We start from the raw sequence: 22,074 nt of genomic DNA, 5'->3' as shown, positions 1-22,074 counted from the left end.
CCCGCCTGGGAGCCCCCGCCATGCTGCGTATCAGCCAAGAAGCCCTGACTTTCGATGATGTTCTCCTGATCCCGGGATATTCCGAGGTTTTGCCGAAGGATGTCAGCCTGAAGACCCGTCTGACCCGCGAAATCGAGCTGAACATTCCGCTGGTTTCCGCGGCCATGGACACCGTCACCGAAGCGCGCCTGGCCATTGCCATGGCTCAGGAAGGCGGCATCGGCATCATCCACAAGAACATGAGCATCGAGCAGCAGGCTGCCGAGGTGCGCAAGGTCAAGCGTCACGAGACCGCCATCGTTCACGATCCGGTCACCGTCACGCCGGAAACCAAGATCAGCGAGCTGCTGCGCAAGGCGCATGAACTGGGCTTCTCCGGCTTTCCGGTAGTGTCCGGCAAGAAGCTGGTCGGCATTGTCACCGGTCGAGATCTGCGCTTCACGCCCAATGCCGGCGACTCGGTCGCGGCGATCATGACGCCCAAGGAAAAGCTGGTCACCGTGCTCGAAGGCACCGCCCTGGAAGAAATCAAGACTGAGCTCTACAAGCACCGCATCGAGAAGATGCTCGTGGTAGACGGCAATTTCCACCTGCGCGGCCTGGTCACCTTCCGCGACATCGAGAAAGCCAAGACCTACCCGCTGGCCTCCAAGGACAGCCAGGGGCGTCTGCGCGTTGGCGCAGCGGTCGGTACCGGCGCCGATACCGGTGATCGCGTCGAAGCACTGGCTGCTGCCGGTGTCGATGTGGTGGTGGTGGACACCGCCCACGGCCATTCCCGTGGCGTGATCGATCGCGTGCGTTGGGTGAAGGAGAACTTCCCGCAGGTGCAGGTGATCGGCGGCAACATCGCCACTGCCGAAGCTGCGCTGGACCTGGTCAAGGCCGGCGCCGATGCGGTCAAGGTCGGTATCGGCCCGGGCTCAATCTGCACCACACGCATCGTCGCCGGTGTCGGCGTGCCGCAGATCTCCGCCATCGCCAACGTATCCGCCGCACTGGAAGGCACCGGCGTGCCGATGATCGCCGACGGTGGTATCCGCTTCTCCGGTGACCTGTCCAAGGCCATCGTTGCAGGCGCCAACGCCGTGATGATGGGCTCGATGTTCGCCGGTACCGAAGAAGCCCCGGGCGAAATCGAGCTGTTCCAGGGCCGTTCCTACAAGGCTTACCGCGGCATGGGCTCGCTGGGTGCCATGTCCCAGGCACAGGGCTCCTCGGATCGTTACTTCCAGGACTCCGCCGCCGGCGCCGAGAAGCTGGTCCCCGAAGGCATCGAAGGCCGCGTACCGTACAAGGGCTCGCTGGCCGCGATCATCCACCAGCTGATGGGCGGTCTGCGTGCATCCATGGGCTATACCGGCAGTGCTACCGTCGACGAGATGCGCAGCAAGCCGCAGTTCGTGCGTATCACCGGTGCCGGCATGGCCGAGTCACACGTGCATGACGTGCAGATCACCAAGGAAGCCCCGAATTACCGAGTGGGTTGATCCGCTCAGCTAGACAGGCGCCGGAAGCTGGCAGCGGGAGCGGGGAGAGATCCTGGCTTCGGCTTCCAGCTTCCGGCTTTCAGCTTCAGGCTCTTTCCGAAGGAAAGCTCATGGCTCACCAAGACATTCACGCCCACCGCATCCTGATCCTCGACTTCGGTTCCCAGTACACCCAGCTGATCGCCCGCCGCGTGCGCGAGATCGGCGTGTATTGCGAGCTGCATCCGTGGGACATGAGCGAGGACGACATCCGTGCCTTCGCGCCACGCGGCATCATTCTCGCCGGCGGCCCGGAGTCGGTTCACGAGGCGGGCAGCCCGCGCGCGCCGCAGGCCGTGTTCGATCTCGGTGTGCCGCTGTTCGGCATCTGCTACGGCATGCAGACCATGTCCGAGCAGCTGGGTGGGAAGGTGCAGGGCTCCGACGTTCGCGAGTTCGGCTATGCCCGCGTCGATCTGGTCGGCAAGTCGAAGCTGTTCGACGGCATCGAAGACCACATGGATGACGACGGTGTGTTCGGCCTCGACGTGTGGATGAGCCACGGCGACAAGGTGACCACGCTGCCGGAAGGTTTCCATATTCTCGCCAGCACGCCGAGCTGCCCGATCGCAGCCATGGGTGACGACGACCGCCGTTACTACGGCGTGCAGTTCCATCCGGAAGTGACCCACACCCGCCAGGGCGGCCGCATCCTTTCCCGTTTCATTCTCGACATCTGTGGCTGCGAAGCGCTGTGGACGCCGTCCAACATCGTCGAAGACGCCATCGCCCAGGTGCGCGCTCAGGTCGGTGATGCCAACGTGCTGCTCGGCCTTTCCGGCGGTGTCGATTCGTCGGTGGTTGCGGCGCTGCTGCACAAGGCGATCGGCGACCAGCTGACCTGCGTGTTCGTCGACAACGGCCTGCTGCGCCTGCATGAGGGTGACCAGGTGATGGCCATGTTCGCCGAGAACATGGGCGTCAAGGTGATTCGCGCCGACGCCGAGGCACAGTTCCTCGGCAACCTCGAGGGCGAGGCCGATCCAGAGAAGAAGCGCAAGATCATCGGTCGTACCTTTATCGACGTGTTCGATGCAGAAGCCAGCAAGCTGGACAACATCCAGTTCCTCGCCCAGGGCACCATCTACCCCGACGTGATCGAGTCGGCCGGCGCCAAGAGCGGCAAGGCCCATGTGATCAAGTCGCACCACAACGTCGGCGGCCTGCCGGAGGAAATGAACCTCAAGCTGGTCGAGCCGCTGCGTGAACTGTTCAAGGACGAGGTGCGCAAGATCGGTCTCGAGCTCGGCCTGCCCTACGACATGGTCTACCGTCACCCGTTCCCGGGCCCGGGTCTGGGTGTGCGCATCCTCGGCGAAGTGAAGAAGGAATATGCCGACCTACTGCGTCGCGCGGATCACATCTTCATCGAAGAGCTGCGCAACTTCGACTGGTACCACAAGACCAGCCAGGCCTTCGTGGTGTTTCAGCCGGTGAAATCGGTCGGTGTGGTCGGCGATGGCCGCCGCTACGCCTGGGTCGTCGCGCTGCGAGCGGTGGAAACCATCGACTTCATGACCGCACGTTGGGCGCACCTGCCTTATGAGTTGCTGGAAAAGGTGTCCAACCGCATCATCAACGAAATCGAAGGCATCTCCCGCGTGACCTACGATGTGTCGAGCAAGCCGCCGGCCACCATCGAGTGGGAGTGATATCAGGTCCTTCGGGGATTATCGGTACCTATCGATAAGATGCTGTAACGTGTTGATTTATAATAAAATACGTCGCGGCACCTATCGGTAGCTATCGCCAGGCAGCGGGATGGTTTGGCGGTACTGGTAACGGTAAGAACCGATGCCCGGATTCGGACCCTCCCGTTTACTATCGAGACCAAACCGGTCTTTGACGGTAAATCTCTCCTCCGGAAAGCTTGCGCCATACGGCTTTCCCGGCATCAGCAGGTCTCCTGAGCCTGGACGGTAAAAGCCGTCCTGAACAGGAGGAAAACCTCAATGCTGACCGACACCGCACTGCGCAAACTAAAGCCCAAAGCCAAGCCCTACAAGGCTTCCGATCGCGACGGGATGTACGTAACGGTATCGCCCGGCGGTACCGTCACCTTTCGCTACGATTACCGTCTCAATGGACGCCGGGAAACGCTGACCATCGGACGGTATGGGCCAGCGGGGATTTCATTGGCCATGGCGCGCGAAAAGCTGCTGGATGCCAAGCGAATGGTTGTCCAGGGTATATCACCCTCCTTGGAAAAACAGCGAGCCAAGCGGCGACTGACCGCTGCCAAGTCGTTTGGTGAGATGCTGAAGAGATGGCTGACTGATGCGCGTATGGCCGACAGCACGCGATCCATGCGTAAGAGCATCATTGATCGCGACATCCTGCCGGTCTTCGAGAACCGTCTCCTGACCGAAATCACTGCAGACGATCTCCGCATGCTCTGCGCCAAGGTGAAGGGGCGTGGTGCGCCGGCAACGGCCGTCCACATTCGCGACATCGTGAAGCAGGTCTTTGCGTTTGCAATCCTGCACGGTGAGAAGGTGGAGAATCCGGCCGACGGTGTTAAGGCAGCATCGATCGCCACCTTCGTGCCGAAAGACCGAGCGCTGACCCCGACCGAGATTCGCCTGGCTTTTCACCAGTTGGAGTCGATTGCGGCGTACCCCACCATTCGATTGGCCTTGCGCCTGGTACTGCTGACCTTGGTGCGTAAAAGCGAGCTGATCGAAGCTACTTGGAATGAGGTGGATTTTGAGAACGCCACGTGGACGATCTCCAAGCAGCGTATGAAGGGACGCAATCCTCACGTGGTCCACCTGTCGCGCCAGGCTCTGGACATCTTCGTGGCATTGCACACGTGTGCTGCAGGCTCGAGGTTCGTGCTGCCCTCGCGCTATGACATCCACCGCTGCATGTCGCACGCCACCTTGAACCGGATCACCCAACTTATCGCATCGCGTGCCAAGGAAGCGGGGCTGCCGTTGGAGCCGTTCACTGTTCACGACCTGCGCAGGACTGGCTCCACGCTCCTCAACGAAGTGGGCTTCAATGGTGACTGGATCGAGAAGTGCTTGGCGCATGAGGACGGGCGTTCCTCGCGCTCGGTCTACAACAAGGCCGAATACGCTGAGCAACGCCGCCACATGCTGCAAGAGTGGGCCGATATGGTTGATGCCTGGGTCGATGGTCGGACTCATGTACCGAAGCTGCTGCCGGACAATGTGACCGTGCCGGTGTTGAGTGCCGCCGTTTAAAGGAATGGACAGGTTGTCACTTGACAACCTGTCGAGTCATGGGAATACTGGAGATCATTAATGGCCCGTCCCGCACATCCGAAGAAAGAGGTCGAAGAAGCGCTCAAGCATGCCGAAGGGCAGGGGTGGCGCATCGAAGTTGGCGGCAGCCACGCCTGGGGACGGATCTACTGTCCCTACAACGACGAGGAGTGTCGTTGCGGCGAGTTCTGCATCACCAGCGTGTGGAGCACGCCAAAGAGCCCTGGTAACCACGCACGCGCCTTGCGACGCGTCGTGGATAACTGCACCGCGCACCGTAAGCCGCAAGAGGCTGCCGACGGCGCAGAGGAGTAGCACGATGGAATACACCTTCACTCTGAAATACCAGCTCGCCGATGATGACCGGAACCCGGATGTGCTGGTCGAACGCCTTGGCGAAGCTGGTTGCGACGATGCCCTGGTTGGTATCGGTCAGCCGGGGCGGCTGGCGCTGGAGTTCATTCGCGAGGCGGAGAATGCAGATGCGGCTGTGCGCAGTGCACTGGCCGATGTGCGCAGTGCAGTGCCCTCGGCCAGGCTGATCGAGGTCGCCCCGGATCTGGTCGGCCTGACCGACGTGGCCGAAATGGTCGGGGTATCGCGACAGAACATGCGCAAACTGATGCTGGCCAACCCGGGCAGCTTCCCGGCACCTGTGCACGAGGGCAGTGCGTCGATCTGGCACCTGGCGGATGTGCTGACCTGGTTGCAGGCCAGGGGCAGCTATTCGCTAGCCAGAGATGTACTGGAAGTGGCGCGAGTGGCCTTGCAGGTCAATCTGGCCAAGGAAAGTCGGCGTCTACCGCGTTCGACTTCTGAGGAACTGGGGGCTCTGGTCGGCTAAGGCAATCATAGGCCTCATGCTTGATCCGAACCCGCCCGAACCGGGCGGGTTTTCCGTAGGCGGACATCCGGGCCGCTGATCTCTCTGCGAGGCGCCTGCTTGCGCTCCTCAATCCATGCTTCGACCTCGGCCAAGTCCCACACTACGCAACGTGGTGTCAGGTTAAAGCGTCGAGGGAACTCGCCACGACGCTCCATCTCGTAGATGGTCGTCTCAGATAGCGGGATGATCTGCCTCAGCTCTTGTCGCCGAATGGTGCGCCGGAAGGGCAGGGGGCTCCGCTTCGGAAACTGCGGCAGTGCCTCGTAGGCTTCCGTGTCAGGCATCGGAAGAGACTGGCCGGTCTCGGAGATTGACGCTCCGGGCGTAGGCGATAGATGTTCCATCTCGGACTCCATGAGTCTGGTTGGATGGGGCATCGTGCGGTTCAGTGCCTTATCGGGACAACCCGCTGCGGCGTACAGGGGCAGACTTTGGTGCGATTATTGGTTGCTAGATAGCTTTCAGTGATGTTATTTCATCGCTGAAGTTGTGGCAGTTCTCCAGTTAATTTGATCCTGCCCCTTATCCCAGCAGCTCAGCCGGCTGCACGAGAGTGCAGCCGGAGGGGATCATACTGTAGATGTCGATTTTGGTGCCTTCTTTCGTGATGCTGAAGAAGTCAGCGACGACAGGCACTCAAACAGACGTTCCGCATACACAAACCCCATACGTCTGACGGCACTCTGATCGAAGTACAGCAGCCAGGCCGCGAGTAACGCCATCGAAATAAGCAGCGTCAAGCCAGCGGCGAGCCCCGGGTCTGCAAAATGCACGGGGTAAAAATGGGGAGGCGTGATCTGCAGAACCTTTGCAATCAGCAATCCGTAGAGGATTCCCAGGAGGCTCGACAGGATGCCTACAGGCTTCATCGCCAGCATATTGCGGTGGAATCCGTAGGCAATATTCTCTTTCAGTAGGAGTTGCTTATTGGTACGCGTGAGTTCGCGAAGTCGCTTGGTTGCTCCGATGTAGATGTCGTCCGCTTTGTCAAGGGTTCGCTGATTCTTCTTCTGCCGTTGGTATGTCAATACCCAGTTTAGTTGTGATCGCAGAGTGGTACCTATGCTTGCTGACGCTATCGAGAAAATTGTCGCGATGCCGCAGGGCTATGGTTGTAGGCATGCCGCCCCATTTCTTGACTAAAAGCTCTTCAAGCTTTTTACCGCGCCCACGTGCCACGCTCGCAAGCGCGTAAATGGCGCCGCAGCCGCCAAGTAAACCGATAACGCCTGTGAGCACAGGATGCTTTGCTCCGTATACGCATAGCAAAGGGACGAGCAATGGCAACGCCACAAGAAGACCCGGAACCACTCGAGCCTTGCGCTCGTAGGGGTCTTTAACTAGTTCGAAAATTGTTGTCATGGGAGGTCAGGCCTGGGCTGTCAAAGCATCGATGTAGGGTTGGATTTCATCGCGATTGCTCAGCGTGATCTGTTGCGCGAGAGGGTCTGCGGCTTCCTTGGTATGCAAGCCCAAACGCCTTAGCGTGTAGTACAGAAAAGCTTGACGGCAGGGAAGCTTGACCTGCCCTTCTTCCATGCCGTAATCCAGTTCCAGTACTCGTTTTTTAGCTGCAGGCAAATCGGGATGCGGTGCAAGCACTAGCGTCAGAACGGTGTGCCAATGAGCATCCTGGCTGGAGTCCACATGACTCGGCTCGAACCCTTCGATGTGCAAAATTCGAGCGAGAACAAAATCGCTGAAGCGCTGACGCTTGTGGCAATACGCTCGCACGTGCCAGCGAAAACCATCATTGCCGAGAGCGTGCGGCGAAAGCAGTCGGATTGACTCTTCTAGAGACGTCATGGACTGGTAGCTCACTCGAATAGCTTCCTGCTGCCGAATAGCCCGGACCACTGCTTCTACGGTCTCTTCATTGATCGAGCGCCAGGGGGATGGAGCCCAATCTGTTTCGGGGGCTGAGCCAATAAAGCTGGCTCTCGGTTCGACAACGCCCATCTTGGTTGCCAGCAGTTCCGTTAGATAGCGTTGAGCCGAGCTTCGTTGGTAAAGCGGTTGAAAGTGTGAGGTGGCGGTGTAGGTCTTGGAGCGACGGTCATAGGTCAGATTGTTCGGCGCTAGCTCTATGTACTTGGCAATGTCCAGCGATGCCTGAGGAACCGATATGGCGAAATGCTCGGTGAGATCCGTTCGATTGATGCGTCGCTCCCAGCGCAGACGAAAATCGATGAATTGCAATCTGCTCTCCAGACCCCAGCTCAAGCTCTTGGGCTCAGAGAGTTCGACATTAGTATTCGAGGCTTTCTTCATAGTAACCATCTAAAAAGTAGACGGATATAAAAAATATCCGTACATTAAGTGTACGTGACTGCTGCTTTGGTCGTCTACCTGGAGACCCCAGATGCCTACAACCATCACATTCTTTCCTGTAGACAACGGGGATATGGCCCTCATCAAGTTTGGCGATGTGGACGCAACCACCCTGCTGATCGACATAAACATTCGGCAGGACGCTGACGACCCGGATGGGGTGGCACGCGATGTTGCTAAGGATCTTCGCGATCGTTTGAAGCGGGATGAGAACGGAAGGCCTTATGTCGATGCATTCTTGCTGAGCCACCCGGATCACGATCATTGCAGGGGTCTGACGCGGCATTTCTATCTGGGACCGCTGGACAAGTACCCGGATGACAAAAAGGACGATAAGGACAAGAAAATCGTGATCCGCGAGATGTGGTCGTCCCCCATCGTGTTTCGACGCGCCAGCAAGACGCACACCCTGAGTGACGATGCCAAGGCATTCAGCACGGAGGCGCGTAGGCGGGTGCAGATTAATCGCGATAAGAATTTCGCTGCCGGGAGCGGTGATCGTATTCAGATCATGGGCGAAGACATCGAAGGAAAAACTGACGATCTCACTCCGATTGTGCGGAGAGTGGACACGAGCTTCTCGACGATCAATGGCAAGAGTTCTGCGTACTTCTCCGCGTTTCTTCTGGCGCCCCTGGGTGCCCAGGATAACGAGGAAGAGGAGCAGAGCCTGATCAAAAACCAGTCAAGCGTGATCCTAAACATCACATTGGCCGCTGATGCAAATACGCCAGATGGCGCGAAGTTTCTTACTGGTGGCGATGCTGAAGTGTTCATCTGGAACCGCCAATGGCAGCGCCACAAGGCTGAAGCCGATGTGCTTGAGTACGACATCATGCAGGCGCCGCATCATTGCTCTTGGCATTCGCTGTCCGAAGACAGCTGGTCTACCCATCGCGAAAAGGCCAAACTCGACCCTGACGCTCGTAAGGCGCTTTCGCAGACTCGTGACGGTGCTGTCATCGTTGCTAGTTGTAAGCCCATTGCAGACGACGACAGTGATCCTCCCTGCATTCGTGCAAAGCGTGAGTACGCCGCAATCGTGGGTGAAGCAAAAGGCGAGTTTTACTGCACGGGCGAATACCCGAGCGAAAAATCTGCTGAACCTCTCGTGTTTACCGTCACTACTCAGGGTGTACAGCCCCCCTCGAAGAAAGAAGCTGGATCGAAGGCTGCAGCCGTGATCACCTCTGCGCGTACCCCCATGCCGCACGGCGCATCGTGATGGACAGGATTGCGGATGCACTGCATCAGCTTCAGCGGCATCGAGGCTTGGTCCGCGTTGGGGAGCCAAGGGTAAGCTGTGAATTAACGCAGATCGAAGTCGATGTTTCTGTTGAGCTACCGAGCCGGTCTCGGCGCTATGGCGTTTCCGAAACCGGCGTACGTTCGGTCGAGACATGCATTCTGGTCTTCGACAATGACTGGCCTCTATCCGCGCCCAAGCCTCTCTTGCGTACGGACTTTCCGCTCAACTTGCCGCACATCAATCCCCATCGCGAAGGCGAGTTGGTCTCACCTTGCCTGTTCGAGGGGGCATTGGACGAGCTACTGCATCGGTTTGGTCTGGACGCGATTATCGATCAATTAATCGATTGGCTGCACAAGGCTGCAGCTGGGGCGTTGCTGGATCTTGAGCAGGGGTGGGAGCCGACGCGTCGAGACAGTTGTCCTTCGACCATTGCATTCAGCGCCGAGAAGGTCGCGTCCGCTGCTCCCGCTGACGGCTCGATTTTGATAGTACCCGTTAGCTATGTGACGATTGATGATGGCCTATACGCCATCATCAATACCGAACTGACCGCCCAAGTCGATCCTGTGTTCTGCCAGGACGCTCACAACGACAAGCTGGGTAAATGGGGAAACGGCCATACCGCGGCCTTCATCGCACGCGCTCCAATAACCGACGGCCTTCATGTGATCGACCGTTATCAACCGGAGACGGTTTTCGATCTCGCGACGTTGCTTGATCGAGCTGCGGAGCTCGGCATTGATCGCGACGCTTTGGCCAGAAGTCTGGATGGTTTTTACGGACACTCGATCCTGGATGTGCAACAGGACTCGCGCGGCTGGGTGCATGGTTTGTACGCGGTTGTGATTCTGACTGTGCAAAGGCCTGCATCGCTTGTGGGCTCACCAGGGCGAAGTATTGAGGTACTGCCCTATGTGGTGCGCTATGAGCTCAACGCTCAATCGCTCCTAGAGCGAAGCGCCACGGTTCACCCAGCCTTTCATGCGCATGCATTGTCCCCCGAACTGTTGGCAAGGACGTCCGGCATTCCAGCGGCGACCATATCTCAGCCGCTGGTCATGCTCGGCTGCGGAAGTGTAGGGTCGAAAATCGCGATGCATCTGGGGCGAGCCGGTTTCGGTTCAATGGCTTTCGTCGACAACGAATCCATGTCGCCTCACAACGCAGCACGGCATGCCCTCATTGAGCGGGCATCAGTGCTGGTCCCACCTCGAAAGGCTGCTCTGATGAAGACGGCCTTTGAGGAGCTGTCTCATCTTCAATCGCGCGCGTTCGACGCCGACGCAGTGAGCCTCCTAGTCGATCCAGTACAGTTCTCGACAACTGTTCCGCAGGATGCAGCGCTTATCGTGGACGCAACAGCTTCACTTAAGGTGCTAGCCGCAGAAACACAGTCGACAGCGCTGGATCAATCACCTGCGCGGCTCGTACGGATCGCGATGTACGGTCGGGGCCGCTGTGTTGCAGTTTTGCTCGAAGGACTTCGCCGCGCCGGTCGGGTTGATGACCTCACGGCATTCTTGTTCGAGTGCTGCCGATTTGTGCCGGAACTGCGTGCATCGATTGCCGGTGATACTTCTGAGCCGACGCGTATTTTTGTGGGCGACAACTGCCGCTCACTGACCATGCCAATGTCTGATGCCGTCGTTTCGCGGTCTGCTTCACTGGCTGGGCTGCAACTGGAACGCTGGCTCATTGACGGGCTTCCGAAGGAAGCGACTCTTTGCGCTGGGATCTCGGATGCTGAAGGCCTCGGCATAGCATGGACTCGCACCAGCCTTGGTCCTACCACTGTGCTCGATGTGGCGGACGATGGTGGTTGGAGCATTCGGATTCTGCACCCGGTCGCGCAAGCGATCCATGCTGATGCGCTGCGCTGGGGTGCGTTGGAAACAGGCGGTGCCATAGTCGGCCGCATCTCGTTTGAAAATCGAACCATCATCATTGCGGGGCTTGTTGACGCACCGCCAGACAGCGTTCGAGCGGCCGCACGCTTCGTTTTGGGCACCGATGGGCTTGTTCAAGATTTGCGTACTGCAAATTCGGCCTCTTTGGGATATCTCGCCTTTATCGGCACTTGGCACAGCCACCCGAAAGGCGGCGCTCATTCGGGTATAGACCGACATACGTTGCGCGGCATCGCTGAGGATGCTGGTGGTCTTCCTGCTGTGTCGTTGGTATGGACTCCGACAGGGCTCACATGTGCGGTGGATCGCTGGTAGGTGGAGAACCACCGGCACTTCGTTGGTATTAGGCAAGAGGGATGTATGGCTGACTACTTTGAGATCGATTTTCTTGGCGTCGAAACAGCGAAGAGCGGGGATGCAATCACGCTGCGCTACTCGGTAAATGGCACCGAAGGCATACACGTGGTTGACGGTGGGTATCTGGATACCGGTGATCAGATCGTTGAGCACCTGAAAACCTACTATGGCACAACGGTTATCGATCACGTGATCCTCACGCATCCGGATCGTGATCACGCCAATGGGCTTCGAAAAGTCTTGGAGCAATGTACGGTCAAGAATCTCTGGATCAATAGGCCGTGGATATATGCAGAGCAGTTGATAGATCGATTCGAGACCTATGAATCAGTGGAAGCGCTGAGGCGGAAATTACGTTCTGTCTACGATGCCACTGCAGCTCTTGAGGACATTGCGCTTGAGAAGGGAATCCCGATTCATGCTCCGCTTCAGGGGCAGAGCATCGGCCCCTTCACGGTGATGGCACCGACGCTAGGTCGCTACATGGACTTAATCGTGGATTCCACGAAGACACCTGAAGCTGTTGAAGAAGGTGCCATGGATAGTGCTCTGAGCAGCATTTTTCGGGCAGTTAAGGCTGCGACTTCCTACATCAAATCCTTGTGGGGCGACGAGTATTTTCCGTCTGCGCCAACTAGTCGTGAAAACGAAATGAGTGTAGTGCAGTCAGCTGTCCTGAATGGTCATCGCGTCATGCTTACTGGCGACGCCGGGCGTGAGGCGCTGCAAGAGGTGATTGACTACGCACCTTTTGCAGGACTTACGTTGCCCGGCATTCGGTATTTCCAGGTGCCGCATCATGGCGGGCGACACAATGTTTCGACTGAGATTCTGGATCAGTTGGTTGGCCCAAGGTTGGACAGCATGCCAGACAAACATACCTGGAATGCCATATGCAGCTCTGCCAAGGCGGATGAGGATCATCCACGGAAGTCGGTGATTCGCGCTGTACTGCACCGGGGTGGGCATTGGGCAGCAACCGAAAGCCAGAACATACGCATCGGGGCAGGCATTACCCGTGATGGATGGGTATCAATTCCCCAAGCAGCGTATCCCGAAGAGCAAGAAAGTTGAGTCTAGTAGAGGCGCGGCCCTGCTTTTCAGGCTCCAGGGCATGGGCAGTCTATGGCCCATTTATCAGTAGTAGGTCCGAGGCTCAATGAAACCACGGTCTTTCATTCGCGCTCTTGGTGACTGCTGGGACATCATAAGTACCATCTGGTCTCGGTACGAAACCCGCACCCTGACTGAGCGCGAACTGCTGCATATCGTACGCCCGTTCACTATCGGTACCGACCAGCCTGAGCAGGTTGCAGTCAAGCGCATGGTCGATATCGGCATCCTTTCGGAGTTCTCCCGCGGTGGGCAGGGCTATTCGCTGAACCTGCAAATCGTGCCCTTTGTGCAGTTTTTGCTTGATGAGCAGAGTCTGGGCTTGATCGAGGAGATCAGCGCTAACGCCAACAGGCTCGAGGGGCACCTTGAAGAGCTGGCTGCGGCCATGCTCAGCGGTCGGCGCACGGGTTTTTTCGCCAAGTCCCAGGAGATGCAGTCGCGCTTTCAGACGTTGCGTCGCATGGTCGAAGCTAATACGCGTGCTATCTACGCGCTGGTGGACAAGGCCAAGCGCTCGGATCAGAGCCAGCCGCTGGCCGAGCGTTATGAACAGGTGATCAAGGCCTGGGACGAGTACGTAACGCCGGCACTGCAGATGAAGAGCATGGGTGGGCCGTTCGATCTTTCGCTCATGCGCATCAAGCGCACTCTGCAGGAGTGGCAGCAGGACCCGGCGCTTCACCTGCTGAGCATGGATGATGCCCGCTACGAAATCGACAGCATCCTGTTTCGCATGCTCGATTTTCGCGAGAGCCTCAATCATTCGATCGAGAACATGGCGAGCCATCTGGCGCCGCTGGTGCGCCAGGCGCAAATTAATGCGCGCATTGCCCAGGGAGCGGCGCTGGGCCTTCAGGACCTTGGCCACCACAGCAGCCAATTGGCGCGCAGCGACACTCTGGCCCTGCCGCCGCGCAAGCGACGCGTCCATAAGCCTGACCAGGATTCGCTGCAGGCCTGGTGGGCGCAGCTCAAGGAGCTACAGTCGATTGCCCCCGACGCGATCCTCGTGCGCGTCCCCTCGGCCGCAGCGCTCGAAGCCCGCGAGCGGCGGGAGATGTCCCCGCAGATGCTCGTGTGGCTGAAGAGTCAGCAGCCTGTCGAGGATGTCGTCGCGAAGCTGATGGCTCAGTACCCCAAGGCCCGGCCTGACTCGGTGTTGCGCGTGCTGACCCGCTTGACGATGGAAGATAAGACTGCGCCTTTCATCCAACGCCACGACGACATGCAGCACTACCGATTCGAGGAACTCGAAATCCGCATGAACCGGCGCTCATACAATGCCGAACCGGCCCCGCGGCGATTGGCCCCGATCGCCTTCTACAGCCATTACGAACCCTTGCCTATCCGAGAACCCTCCGATGGATGATCTGCCTCAGGACGAGTCTGCCGAGGATCTCGAGCTGTCGCTCGAAGATCGAGTGCGCGATGCCAGACACTATGCCCAGCGCCTCGAGCGAGAGCTCCGCCTGTTCTCCCGGATTGTCGAAGCGCTCGAGGCGGGGCGCTTTATCAGCAGCACCGACCGAATTAAGGAATATCGCGAGCTGTCGCGCTTTCAGGACACCTACGAGGTGTTGTTGCGCATGATGGGGCATGAGCTGCGACATCACACCACAGGGTTTTACTATCTGCAGCCGCGCGAGATGAGCCAGGCCCAACTGCCCCAGCGCGAGCGCATGGCAGCAGCGGCGATCTTCTCCCTGATCGAGCACCTGTGCGACAAGGGATTGCCGATTGAATCGATGATCACCCATGAAGAACCCATCCTCATCGACGACCTGGGAGCGATGTTCAGCCAGTGCCACGACCGGCTCACCCGTCTCGGACTGGGCAGTGTGGAGTCATTCATCGACAACGGCATTCGCCGGCTGGTCGACGTCGGGGTGATGAATGAACGCCGTCTCTCCCAAGACAAGGTCGCCTACACCTTGGGCCTGCCGGCCTACTTCTACCTCGACATCTGCCGGAACCTGGCTGAACAGCATCAGCAACAGCTTGAGGCCCAAGAGCGCGGGGAAGACTATTCCTACAGTGACCGCTCGGTGAACGAGCTGGCAGACGACTTTCTGAATACCCAGCCCGACGAAGACGACGAGACCCCGGAGTAACGATGCGCAGCAAAGCACTTAAGACCCGCTGGGGCGTGCGCCATTACGCCATGGTCAACTCCGGCAACCACATCATGTCGGTCTTTCCCATGGACGGGCCGCTGAGCATCTGCGGACACAACAACTTGGGTAAGACCCAGGCGCTGCAAAGCATGCAGTTTATCTTCTTCACCCACCTTGCACACATGCACTTCGGCGCCCACCAGGCCAACACCAGCCGCGCGTTCTTCTTTCCCAGCGACCACAGCTACTTACTGATGGAGGTGCTGACCCCCGACGGCGTGTTCATCGTTGGTGCTCACGGCAAGGGTCCTACCGCTGGCAACGAATATGAACTGTTCGTGGCTAAAGGTGAGCTGGACATGGGTGATTTCGTTGACCCGATCAACCGCATACGCCCCTATAAGGAGCTGTTCCGGCACTGGTACGAACGGGGCATCGAGGTGCGCAACCTGACCCGCGAACAGATGCGCCAAATGCTCTACGGAGAGAGCGGGCGGGTCAAAGGCGGTGACTGGGATGTGACCATAGTGCCTCTGGCGAACGCCAACGAAAGGCGCTACCAGGTGTTCCGCCAAATCTATCGCAACCTGCTCACTCAGCAGCTACTCAAGAGCCGCGAGATCAAGGAGCTCATCCTCAACGTCTTCAGTGAAAAGCTGAGCAATGCCAATTTGAATTTCCTCGAGGTCCGCGAGCGCGCGTTCCAGCGCTTTCGTCTTGCCGAGCGGGAAGTCGAGCGACTTGCGTACCGTCGTGAGGACATCCTCGCCCTCGGCAAGGAATACGACGAATACACCGAACTTTCGCAAGAAGGCGGCTGGTTGGCGCGCGAGCTGAGGGTAAACCTGACCCTGGCGGTGGAGCGGGCACCGCTATGCATCGAGGAGCTCAACGCGCTTCACAAGGAAGAAATCGAAAAGCGCGCCAAGCTCAACGAACAGCTTAATAGCCGCATGCAAGAACGCGATCGAGCGGTCGAGCAGCGCATCACCTTGGCCGGCCGGCTGACCCGCCTCGACGAGTTATGTGAGCGCAATGCGATGACCTGCCGCGAGACGGTCGAGAAATCGATTCGCACACTGGCAGCCCAGCACGCCACGCTCAGCGATCAGTTGCGCCAGGCTGACATCTACGATGTGGCAACCGTCAGTAGCAGACTGCGCCACACTGAAAATGAAATTCGCAAGCTCAACAAGCGACTGGAGCAGGTCCGCAATGGCGACGGACTGTTGGATACCCAAGGCTTTGTCGATGCGGAAAAGGCCGAGCTGTCGCGGCTGCTTCGCGGCGACATGTTTAGCCTTGAGGCCGCAGCGCTGACCGAAATCCACCCGGGCAGTTTTAACAGTTGGGTGCGCACCCAGCTCATGTCGAAGGAAGGGCTACTCAATTTACAGGGTTTCGAGTTAGACCTGACCGATCTGCTTCCAATGGATTTTCATAGCGATGATCCGGCACAGCTACAGCAGTCAATCGCCATGTACCAAGAGGACTTGGCTAAGCTTCAGGGGCAACTCGAGGTTGCCCAAAACCAGACACTCAAGCGTACCGAATTGGAGTCGCTGGCAAAGCAGATGAGCAACCAGCAGGGCTACCTGCAGGAACTGACCGAGCTCGCGACCTTGGAAGCCACCGAGACCGATGATCGCCAGGTGCTCGAGGGTGTAATGATGTGTCTCGCCCAGATCGACGAGTGGCTGCAAGGGCACCAGGAGCGGATCGAGGGGGCCACCCGGACCATCAGTGTTATCGAGCAGAAGCTCAACGATGCCCTCGAGCAGGCCCGCCAGCTCAAGGTCGTGCAGCAACACCGCCAGATCCAGAACAGTTCCTTCATTTTCGCTGAAGGGCCGAACGAGGACTTCGAACGCGATCTCACCGAGTACAACTTCGGTGACGCACTGAATCGGCTGGAGTGGATCAGCAACGCGCTCGACCGCATAGCCCTGACCATGAAGAGCTACCAGCACTCGATCGTTGGCGACCTACCTGATCTTGCCCGACACGCGAATCTGAGCGATCTAGTGCAGCATGCACGCGAGCGTTTGGAAACGCTGCCGCAGATGCGTGAGATGCTCAAGCGCTACCATCAGGAGGGCATTGCCCAGCTCTCGGGGGCTCTGCGCGATCTTTCCGAGAACTACGTGACGCTGGAACACGAGATTTCGCTATTCAACCGCCGGATCAATGCGCGAAAAGTCTCGAACCTTCGTGGCTTCAGGTTAGATCTGAAGAGGAACGAACCGATACTTGAAGCCATCAATACCCTGTCCTCACACATCGCCCAGGCTGACGAAAACGAGACCGACCTGTTCGGCCAGCAAGGCGGGGGCGCATCCCAGGCGAGGCTGGTGCGCGCTATGGATCGGCTGTCTCGTCTGGTTGAAGATGGTCGTGACGGTACCCTCGAGCTCGGCGACCTATTCGACATCGGATTCACCGTGGAAGAGGTCAACGGCAAGGTCGTTGTCTGCAACACACTCGACGAGCTGGCCTCTAATGGCTCGACCATGACGCTCAAACCGTTGTTGTATTTCTCTCTGATTCGCCACCTGACCGACCGTGGTGCTCGGGTCGAACCGTTCCTGCCGTTCTACTTGGATGAGATTGCTTCGGTTGATCCGAACAATCAGCGCACAATCTTGGCATTCAGCGAGAACCTTGGTTTCACCCCTGTGTTTGCATCTGTCGACCCGACTACCACGGTGCGCTATTGCATCAATATCAGTGAGTGTATCAACGCCGACAATCGTATCTATGTGACCCAGGCGGACTGGCAGCACTTCGATCATCACGAAGACGTCAAGCCGGTGCAGGCTCCGCAGCGAAGCGAGAGAGACGAGAAGTCCGAGGTAGACGTCGAGCAATTCAGTGATAGCTTGCAGGTGGCGACCGCGAAGGCTGACACGGTAGCTCAGTCATGAGTCGGCCGAGAGAGCTGGAAATACTACAGCGGTTGCGCAAAGGGCCTGTCCCTGTGCGCAGTTGGCCGAAGGCACTTGAGGCTGTGCTCGATCAGCTCAGAGTCTCCGGCATCGTCACGGTGGGCCGTGTGCCCGGGCGAATATCGCCGCATGTGATTGTGCAGCATGCCGATTCTCTAGGGCAGCGTATTGCCCGGTTGCAGCCGCCCAAGGATTTGGAAAGCTGTTCGGTGCGCGGCTTGAACATTATCCACGGCGGCTCGAGCAAGCGCGGGGGGCGACTGCCCTCGCTCATGATCAGTTGTAGCGCTGGCGAGGCCGTCAGCTGGGAGGATGCACAGGGTAATATCCTGCAGTGGGAATCGCCTTCACCGGCGTTTCTGAAGTTGCTATGGCACGACGAGCGCAGACCCGACGCGACCCCCAAGCCAACCGGCCATGTGGTGCTAGTGGAAAACCGTGACACCCTGCTGCATCTGCCGACACGGCTGCCGGCAGTATTGAGCGGCGCGCTGGTGGCTCATTACGAAGGTTGGCTATCTGATCGGCTGCTGGCGCTGTTGGTGTCTTGGGAGGGCGCGAAGATCTGGCTGCTGCCTGACCTTGATCCAGTTGGCCTAGCCAATGCCCGGCGCATAGCCGAAGCCTTGCCCTGTGCGGGTATGCTGGTACCACTTCTGAGTCCCGAAATAGTCGATCAGTATGGAGACGAAACCATCTGGCGGGAGAGCTTTGCCCTGGTCCCGCCGCTGCTTCCTTGGCTAGAGCAGCAGGACCCACCCCTGCGGGATCTGTTCGCCCTGCTCAAATGCAAGGGTAGAGGTGTTGAGCAGGAGTATTGCCTGGCAGTGCCCTCGACCGTACTTCAACCCATAGAACTAAGAAGGGGCTGATCGCCCGACTTAGCCAGTCGCAGGTGGCCAATCCGATTAGTCCGGTGCGATTCGATGAGCTGCTTCAGCGGCTCCGAGGAGAGCCGCTGAAGCTTTATTTAGTTTTCTTCGAGGTTGTTAGCATAGATGTCACCCATTGCCTCGTACTTTTCTTTGATGAGATCAATGGGCGGATTTTTTGCCACAAGGTGCTTCTTGTTGAACAACGCCGGGAAAAATTCTCTGGCTAAGTCTGGTGGCACTATGGCGGTCGAAAACCACAAGTGATTCCAAGCTATAAACTCTCTTTCTGTTTCAATAGCAAAAACTGGTGAGGGCTGGAGCTTGCGGAGTTTTCGCGCCTGCTCCCTGCCGTCAATTGGGCGAGGTACGCGAACCTCATTGCCTTTCTTGTCCCAGCCTATCCAGTAGCTGTAATGGCCAACTCCGCCACCAGGCAGGACAGTCAGTTGAACGTAAGCTTTGTTGCGGAGCGGCAAGCGCATTTGGCAAATCCGCTGCATCAGGCGCATTGTGCTTTTTTGAAGGCGATCTTTTGCGGGCTCGTTCTTCAAAGTTTCGAGCAGATGGTTCCAGTTTTGGTAACCCAAGTGCTTTGCTTTGAGCTCCAGCTGACGGCAGCGGGAAAGGTCGTCGGGCACGCTGTCCAGCTCCATGGCTCGAACCGCGTTAGCTACACATTCGAAATCGAACATCACAAATTTCCTCGACAAAATGCAGCCATTAAAGCTTTCGCTTTGCTGAGCATGCTGCTTGCCGGGCGGGCCACAAGGGGAAAAATATGGGCTTCGATTTGAGCTGGTTTTCCTCGAGGCAGCAAGGCGGATACCAGAACCAGACCCGATCCTAGCAGCGGCCCTATAACGGATCAATATCTTCGTGCTGCTTGTGCTTATTAGAATATCAATGGGAGATAGTTCATCTTTCGCCGATGAGTTTTGTCACTTCATTCTTTTTGAATTGAAGTTGCAAATTCGTGTGTTCGCTATGCGCTAGTGTGCCCCGGCGTTCCGCCGTCGGGCTCGCGGGCTACGCCCCGTGCTTCGTGCCGAATCCCGGCCATTCGGCTTTAATCCCTGACACCTCCGGCCCTTGCGGGCCTGCGCGCTCCGCTTGCCGATCCGTGGCATGGGTGGAGTGGGGGCGGTCTTGCTGTTCCCTTCACCGTATCACGGCGTTCTCGCCGTCAAGGGCTGCGCGTGCCTTGCACGCTGGCGTCCTGGCGGTCGTCGTTGACCCCTGACAGCTGCGCTGCGCCGTGCTGGCGCCGGTTCCGGGCAATTCCGCCCGAGCAACCGGAGCACGACCATGTCGCAACTTTCCTTTTCCTCGTTCGATTCCATGCTGCTGGTGCGTGACGCAAAAGGGCGCTACCTACCGGCATCAGTGGAACAGATCCTGAGCGTGGCGCGCCAGGCGATTGATCAGAAGTACCAGCGTGGGGCGCTGTTTGACGCACCGGACGTGGTCAAAGATTACCTGAGTACCAAGCTGGTTGGTTTCGAGCACGAGGTGTTCGCGGCGCTGTTCCTGGACAGCAAACATCGGTTGCTTGAGTACGTTGAGTTGTTCCGCGGCACCATCGATCAGGCTTCGGTGTATCCGCGCGAAGTGGTGAAGGAGGCGTTGCGGATTAACGCTGCGGCGGTGATCTTCTCGCATAACCATCCGAGCGGAAATCCAGAGCCAAGCCAGGCGGACAAGGTGCTGACCCAGCGCCTCAAGGAGGCGCTGGCGCTGGTGGATGTACGCACGCTGGATCACATCATAGTGGGCGGCGAGGCAACGGTTTCGTTCGCAGAGCAGGGCTTGCTCTAGCCGCAGGGGGCTTCGGCCCCCTTTTTTGCTGCGCCGTCGAATGCGGGCGGCATGGAGTCCACTTGTTTTTCATCCGCTACCCGTTCCACAGCGGAATCGGCGGCCTTATCCGGCATACGCTCTTTTGGCTTTTTTTGACTACGTCGTGCTTGGCCGCGCTGCCGCTTAGCTTGCTGCTTCGCGTGCAGCGCCTGGTTCGCCGTCACCACGCCAACCGCCTGACCATTCAGGTCCATGCGTGGCGCATTCTCCGTCATGCATGCCCAGTAGCGACTTCCTCGGCACCAGATAGCGATGCCTTGTTTGAGCTGTTCCTTGGTTATTCCGAGCAGATCCAGGTGTTGCTCAGCATCTTGGAGAATCCCTTCCTTTAGGGGTACCTTGGGGGCCGGACTGACCGGGAAAGCCAATGGAAAACGCTTCTGCAACCGCCAGATCGCTTCCACCGCAGGATCTTGCTCGCGAGGCTCTGTCTTCCGAGAAGGCTTCTGCATACGCTGCTGCGTAGCATCAGCCTTTTCCTGCACCTTTTCAGCTCGTAGGCGGTCTCGTAGCTCTGCTAGTAGTTCAAAACCCATCGTTCAGTTCGCAGCTTCATCGTTGATTCGTGGTAATAGGGTATCCCATGCAAACGTTTTACACAGCCTGCTTAAGAGTGCGTGAGCGCGGCATCTGACCCGCCTGGCTACTGATCGTTGTGGCTGCGACATCCGGCCGCCGTGCCTGGGCGGATATGTGTATTGCCTGCAGCTGGTACGACTCTGGACGTTGTTGATTGCGTCCGTGAGAACGTTTGGGGTAGCTGCGTGCCCTTAATGCCTCTTCCTGCTTCGCAGGGGGCTTCGGCCATCTTTGTGTTGCGCCCTCAAGGCGGTCGGCACACATCACTTGTCGCGGAGGCGTTGGCGAAGTCGTTTTACGTAGGTGCTGTCCGCAAGCTCATCCGGCCCCAAGTCCAACGCGCAATTCGCCAACGAGGCGAGCGCGCCATCGCTGAGCCGAAAATCTTCGGGCAGAGGTCCGCCGCTCTGTGTGCTGTTTTCCTCAATGGCAGCAAACAATGCCTTGGAGAAGTCGGTTCGCGAAGGCCGCGTTCCTGTAGACGCGGCGCGGGTCAGCGGATCGGTCGCCTCCAGAGTGGCGCTATTTGCGTCCGCTGCGAGGGCTCGGACAAGCTGATCCGGCGAGGGCCAGTATTTCAGGTCGAACTGGCCGCAGAGGGCGTCCAGGCGGTCTTTCACATAGGCATTGAACAGTGAGTGGTTCCCGGCCGCCGCCTCGATCACATCGCAAACGTGATAGTGGGTGCGGCTGCTGAAACCAGAGGTTTCATGCAGCCAGGTACGCTGCTCCAGCAGCTGCGCTAACTCCGCGGCCTTTCGCCCAATTTGACGGTTGGTCTCGATGAGTTCGTCTCGCCGGTCGCGGGACTCGGCGATCTTTTCCGGGCTCCAAAAGGCTGCGGTACTCAGCAAAAGGCCCAGCAATACCCTGAGGGCCGGCGGACGCGAGTGCAGCTTCTCGTACAGCTCGCCGTAGGCTGATTTCAGTTCGAGGCCGCGAGTGAGCAGTCGATCGATAATGGCGTTCTCGCTACGCAGAAGGCTGCGCTCGGTGTTGTAGCGCTTTCCGCCGATCAGGATGTTTTCGCAGGCTTGCTGCGGGGTCATGGTCTGCGCTGTAGGCATGTGTCATCCCTTATGTTGAAGTCGCTTCA

General features: G+C 58.3%; 20 protein-coding genes. 13 read left to right on the top strand and 7 right to left on the bottom strand.

Annotation, left to right across the window (positions count from 1 at the left end; translation table 11 throughout):
* Positions 1-20 precede the first annotated feature (20 nt).
* The 5 genes from guaB (at position 21) to LO50_RS19800 (ending at position 5,603) form a co-directional block, all read left to right on the top strand.
* The gene (guaB, locus tag LO50_RS19820) at positions 21-1,490 is read left to right on the top strand and encodes an IMP dehydrogenase (RefSeq protein ID WP_044316104.1); all 1,470 of its coding nucleotides are present in this window, start codon (positions 21-23) and stop codon (positions 1,488-1,490) included.
* Between the two features lie 110 nt (positions 1,491-1,600).
* On the top strand, positions 1,601-3,181 hold the full coding sequence (gene guaA / locus LO50_RS19815; RefSeq protein WP_042928273.1) for a glutamine-hydrolyzing GMP synthase: 1,581 nt from the start codon (positions 1,601-1,603) through the stop codon (positions 3,179-3,181).
* 300 nt (positions 3,182-3,481) lie between these two features.
* Positions 3,482-4,738: a tyrosine-type recombinase/integrase gene (locus LO50_RS19810; RefSeq protein WP_044316103.1), complete on the top strand. Its 1,257-nt coding sequence runs from the start codon at positions 3,482-3,484 to the stop codon at positions 4,736-4,738.
* A 60-nt stretch (positions 4,739-4,798) separates the two neighbouring features.
* Positions 4,799-5,074, top strand: a complete 276-nt coding sequence (locus tag LO50_RS19805; RefSeq protein ID WP_044316102.1) for a hypothetical protein — start codon at positions 4,799-4,801, stop codon at positions 5,072-5,074.
* A gap of 4 nt (positions 5,075-5,078) precedes the next feature.
* Positions 5,079-5,603 carry a helix-turn-helix transcriptional regulator gene (locus LO50_RS19800; protein ID WP_009616200.1) on the top strand — a complete coding sequence of 175 codons (525 nt, stop codon included), beginning with the start codon at positions 5,079-5,081 and terminating at the stop codon, positions 5,601-5,603.
* A gap of 14 nt (positions 5,604-5,617) precedes the next feature.
* Here LO50_RS19800 and LO50_RS19795 read toward each other — a convergent pair whose 3' ends face one another.
* From LO50_RS19795 to LO50_RS19785, 4 genes are all read right to left on the bottom strand, one after another.
* Positions 5,618-5,929: a helix-turn-helix transcriptional regulator gene (locus LO50_RS19795; protein ID WP_234464798.1), complete on the bottom strand. Its 312-nt coding sequence runs from the start codon at positions 5,927-5,929 to the stop codon at positions 5,618-5,620.
* Between the two features lie 285 nt (positions 5,930-6,214).
* Positions 6,215-6,673 carry a hypothetical protein gene (locus tag LO50_RS25705; protein WP_236690611.1) on the bottom strand — a complete coding sequence of 153 codons (459 nt, stop codon included), beginning with the start codon at positions 6,671-6,673 and terminating at the stop codon, positions 6,215-6,217.
* Positions 6,633-7,007, bottom strand: a complete 375-nt coding sequence (locus tag LO50_RS25700; RefSeq protein WP_236690610.1) for a hypothetical protein — start codon at positions 7,005-7,007, stop codon at positions 6,633-6,635. The genes LO50_RS25705 and LO50_RS25700 overlap by 41 nt, the downstream gene beginning before the upstream one ends.
* Positions 7,008-7,013: 6 nt before the next feature.
* Positions 7,014-7,844 (bottom strand): helix-turn-helix transcriptional regulator, encoded by an 831-nt coding sequence (locus LO50_RS19785; protein WP_236690609.1) that lies wholly within the window; start codon positions 7,842-7,844, stop codon positions 7,014-7,016.
* Positions 7,845-8,007: 163 nt separating this feature from the next.
* Between LO50_RS19785 and mblB the strand changes: the two genes are divergently transcribed.
* The 7 genes from mblB to LO50_RS19750 all read left to right on the top strand — a co-directional run bounded on the left by mblB (position 8,008) and on the right by LO50_RS19750 (position 18,539).
* Complete coding sequence (gene mblB / locus LO50_RS19780) at positions 8,008-9,201, top strand: anti-phage 6A-MBL system MBL-fold protein (RefSeq protein WP_044316101.1); 1,194 nt, start codon at positions 8,008-8,010, stop codon at positions 9,199-9,201.
* Complete coding sequence (cap2-3, locus tag LO50_RS19775; protein WP_044316100.1) at positions 9,201-11,450, top strand: anti-phage 6A-MBL system cap2_3 protein; 2,250 nt, start codon at positions 9,201-9,203, stop codon at positions 11,448-11,450. Before mblB ends, cap2-3 begins: the two co-directional genes overlap by 1 nt.
* A gap of 45 nt (positions 11,451-11,495) precedes the next feature.
* The gene (locus tag LO50_RS19770; protein ID WP_044316099.1) at positions 11,496-12,566 is read left to right on the top strand and encodes a ComEC/Rec2 family competence protein; all 1,071 of its coding nucleotides are present in this window, start codon (positions 11,496-11,498) and stop codon (positions 12,564-12,566) included.
* Between the two features lie 85 nt (positions 12,567-12,651).
* The gene (locus LO50_RS19765; protein ID WP_044316098.1) at positions 12,652-13,977 is read left to right on the top strand and encodes a hypothetical protein; all 1,326 of its coding nucleotides are present in this window, start codon (positions 12,652-12,654) and stop codon (positions 13,975-13,977) included.
* Positions 13,970-14,719: a condensin complex protein MksE gene (locus LO50_RS19760; RefSeq protein ID WP_044316097.1), complete on the top strand. Its 750-nt coding sequence runs from the start codon at positions 13,970-13,972 to the stop codon at positions 14,717-14,719. Before LO50_RS19765 ends, LO50_RS19760 begins: the two co-directional genes overlap by 8 nt.
* Positions 14,720-14,721: 2 nt before the next feature.
* Complete coding sequence (locus LO50_RS19755) at positions 14,722-17,646, top strand: AAA family ATPase (RefSeq protein ID WP_044316096.1); 2,925 nt, start codon at positions 14,722-14,724, stop codon at positions 17,644-17,646.
* Between the two features lie 83 nt (positions 17,647-17,729).
* A complete protein-coding gene (locus LO50_RS19750; RefSeq protein ID WP_044316095.1) occupies positions 17,730-18,539 on the top strand; it encodes a hypothetical protein in 810 nt (269 codons plus the stop codon).
* A 98-nt stretch (positions 18,540-18,637) separates the two neighbouring features.
* Here the strand turns inward: LO50_RS19750 and LO50_RS19745 are convergent, their stop codons facing one another.
* On the bottom strand, positions 18,638-19,234 hold the full coding sequence (locus LO50_RS19745; protein WP_052816832.1) for a hypothetical protein: 597 nt from the start codon (positions 19,232-19,234) through the stop codon (positions 18,638-18,640).
* A 613-nt stretch (positions 19,235-19,847) separates the two neighbouring features.
* On the opposite strand from LO50_RS19745, the gene radC reads away from it, so the two are divergent.
* Positions 19,848-20,357 (top strand): RadC family protein, encoded by a 510-nt coding sequence (gene radC, locus LO50_RS19740; protein ID WP_044316094.1) that lies wholly within the window; start codon positions 19,848-19,850, stop codon positions 20,355-20,357.
* Here radC and LO50_RS19735 read toward each other — a convergent pair.
* The gene (locus tag LO50_RS19735; RefSeq protein WP_080902139.1) at positions 20,354-20,935 is read right to left on the bottom strand and encodes a ProQ/FinO family protein; all 582 of its coding nucleotides are present in this window, start codon (positions 20,933-20,935) and stop codon (positions 20,354-20,356) included. The two genes, radC and LO50_RS19735, sit on opposite strands and share 4 nt — an antisense overlap.
* 306 nt (positions 20,936-21,241) lie before the next feature.
* A complete protein-coding gene (locus LO50_RS19730) occupies positions 21,242-22,045 on the bottom strand; it encodes a hypothetical protein (protein WP_044316093.1) in 804 nt (267 codons plus the stop codon).
* Positions 22,046-22,074: the final 29 nt, after the last annotated feature.

Origin of the sequence: Stutzerimonas stutzeri (genome assembly GCF_000935215.1) — a bacterium.
GTDB lineage: Bacteria > Pseudomonadota > Gammaproteobacteria > Pseudomonadales > Pseudomonadaceae > Stutzerimonas.
This window is presented reverse-complemented; position numbering and strand designations above follow the sequence as displayed.

Coding starts and splice junctions, on each gene's coding strand:
- LO50_RS19795 (WP_234464798.1), bottom strand. CDS start 5,929: ATGCCTGACACGGAAGCCTACGAGGCACTGCCGCAGTTTCCGAAGCGG.
- mblB (WP_044316101.1), top strand. CDS start 8,008: ATGCCTACAACCATCACATTCTTTCCTGTAGACAACGGGGATATGGCC.
- guaB (WP_044316104.1), top strand. CDS start 21: ATGCTGCGTATCAGCCAAGAAGCCCTGACTTTCGATGATGTTCTCCTG.
- LO50_RS19810 (WP_044316103.1), top strand. CDS start 3,482: ATGCTGACCGACACCGCACTGCGCAAACTAAAGCCCAAAGCCAAGCCC.
- LO50_RS19770 (WP_044316099.1), top strand. CDS start 11,496: ATGGCTGACTACTTTGAGATCGATTTTCTTGGCGTCGAAACAGCGAAG.
- LO50_RS19805 (WP_044316102.1), top strand. CDS start 4,799: ATGGCCCGTCCCGCACATCCGAAGAAAGAGGTCGAAGAAGCGCTCAAG.
- LO50_RS19765 (WP_044316098.1), top strand. CDS start 12,652: ATGAAACCACGGTCTTTCATTCGCGCTCTTGGTGACTGCTGGGACATC.
- radC (WP_044316094.1), top strand. CDS start 19,848: ATGTCGCAACTTTCCTTTTCCTCGTTCGATTCCATGCTGCTGGTGCGT.
- LO50_RS19800 (WP_009616200.1), top strand. CDS start 5,079: ATGGAATACACCTTCACTCTGAAATACCAGCTCGCCGATGATGACCGG.
- LO50_RS19735 (WP_080902139.1), bottom strand. CDS start 20,935: ATGGGTTTTGAACTACTAGCAGAGCTACGAGACCGCCTACGAGCTGAA.
- guaA (WP_042928273.1), top strand. CDS start 1,601: ATGGCTCACCAAGACATTCACGCCCACCGCATCCTGATCCTCGACTTC.
- LO50_RS19755 (WP_044316096.1), top strand. CDS start 14,722: ATGCGCAGCAAAGCACTTAAGACCCGCTGGGGCGTGCGCCATTACGCC.
- LO50_RS19745 (WP_052816832.1), bottom strand. CDS start 19,234: ATGTTCGATTTCGAATGTGTAGCTAACGCGGTTCGAGCCATGGAGCTG.
- LO50_RS25700 (WP_236690610.1), bottom strand. CDS start 7,007: ATGACAACAATTTTCGAACTAGTTAAAGACCCCTACGAGCGCAAGGCT.
- cap2-3 (WP_044316100.1), top strand. CDS start 9,201: ATGGACAGGATTGCGGATGCACTGCATCAGCTTCAGCGGCATCGAGGC.
- LO50_RS19760 (WP_044316097.1), top strand. CDS start 13,970: ATGGATGATCTGCCTCAGGACGAGTCTGCCGAGGATCTCGAGCTGTCG.
- LO50_RS19730 (WP_044316093.1), bottom strand. CDS start 22,045: ATGCCTACAGCGCAGACCATGACCCCGCAGCAAGCCTGCGAAAACATC.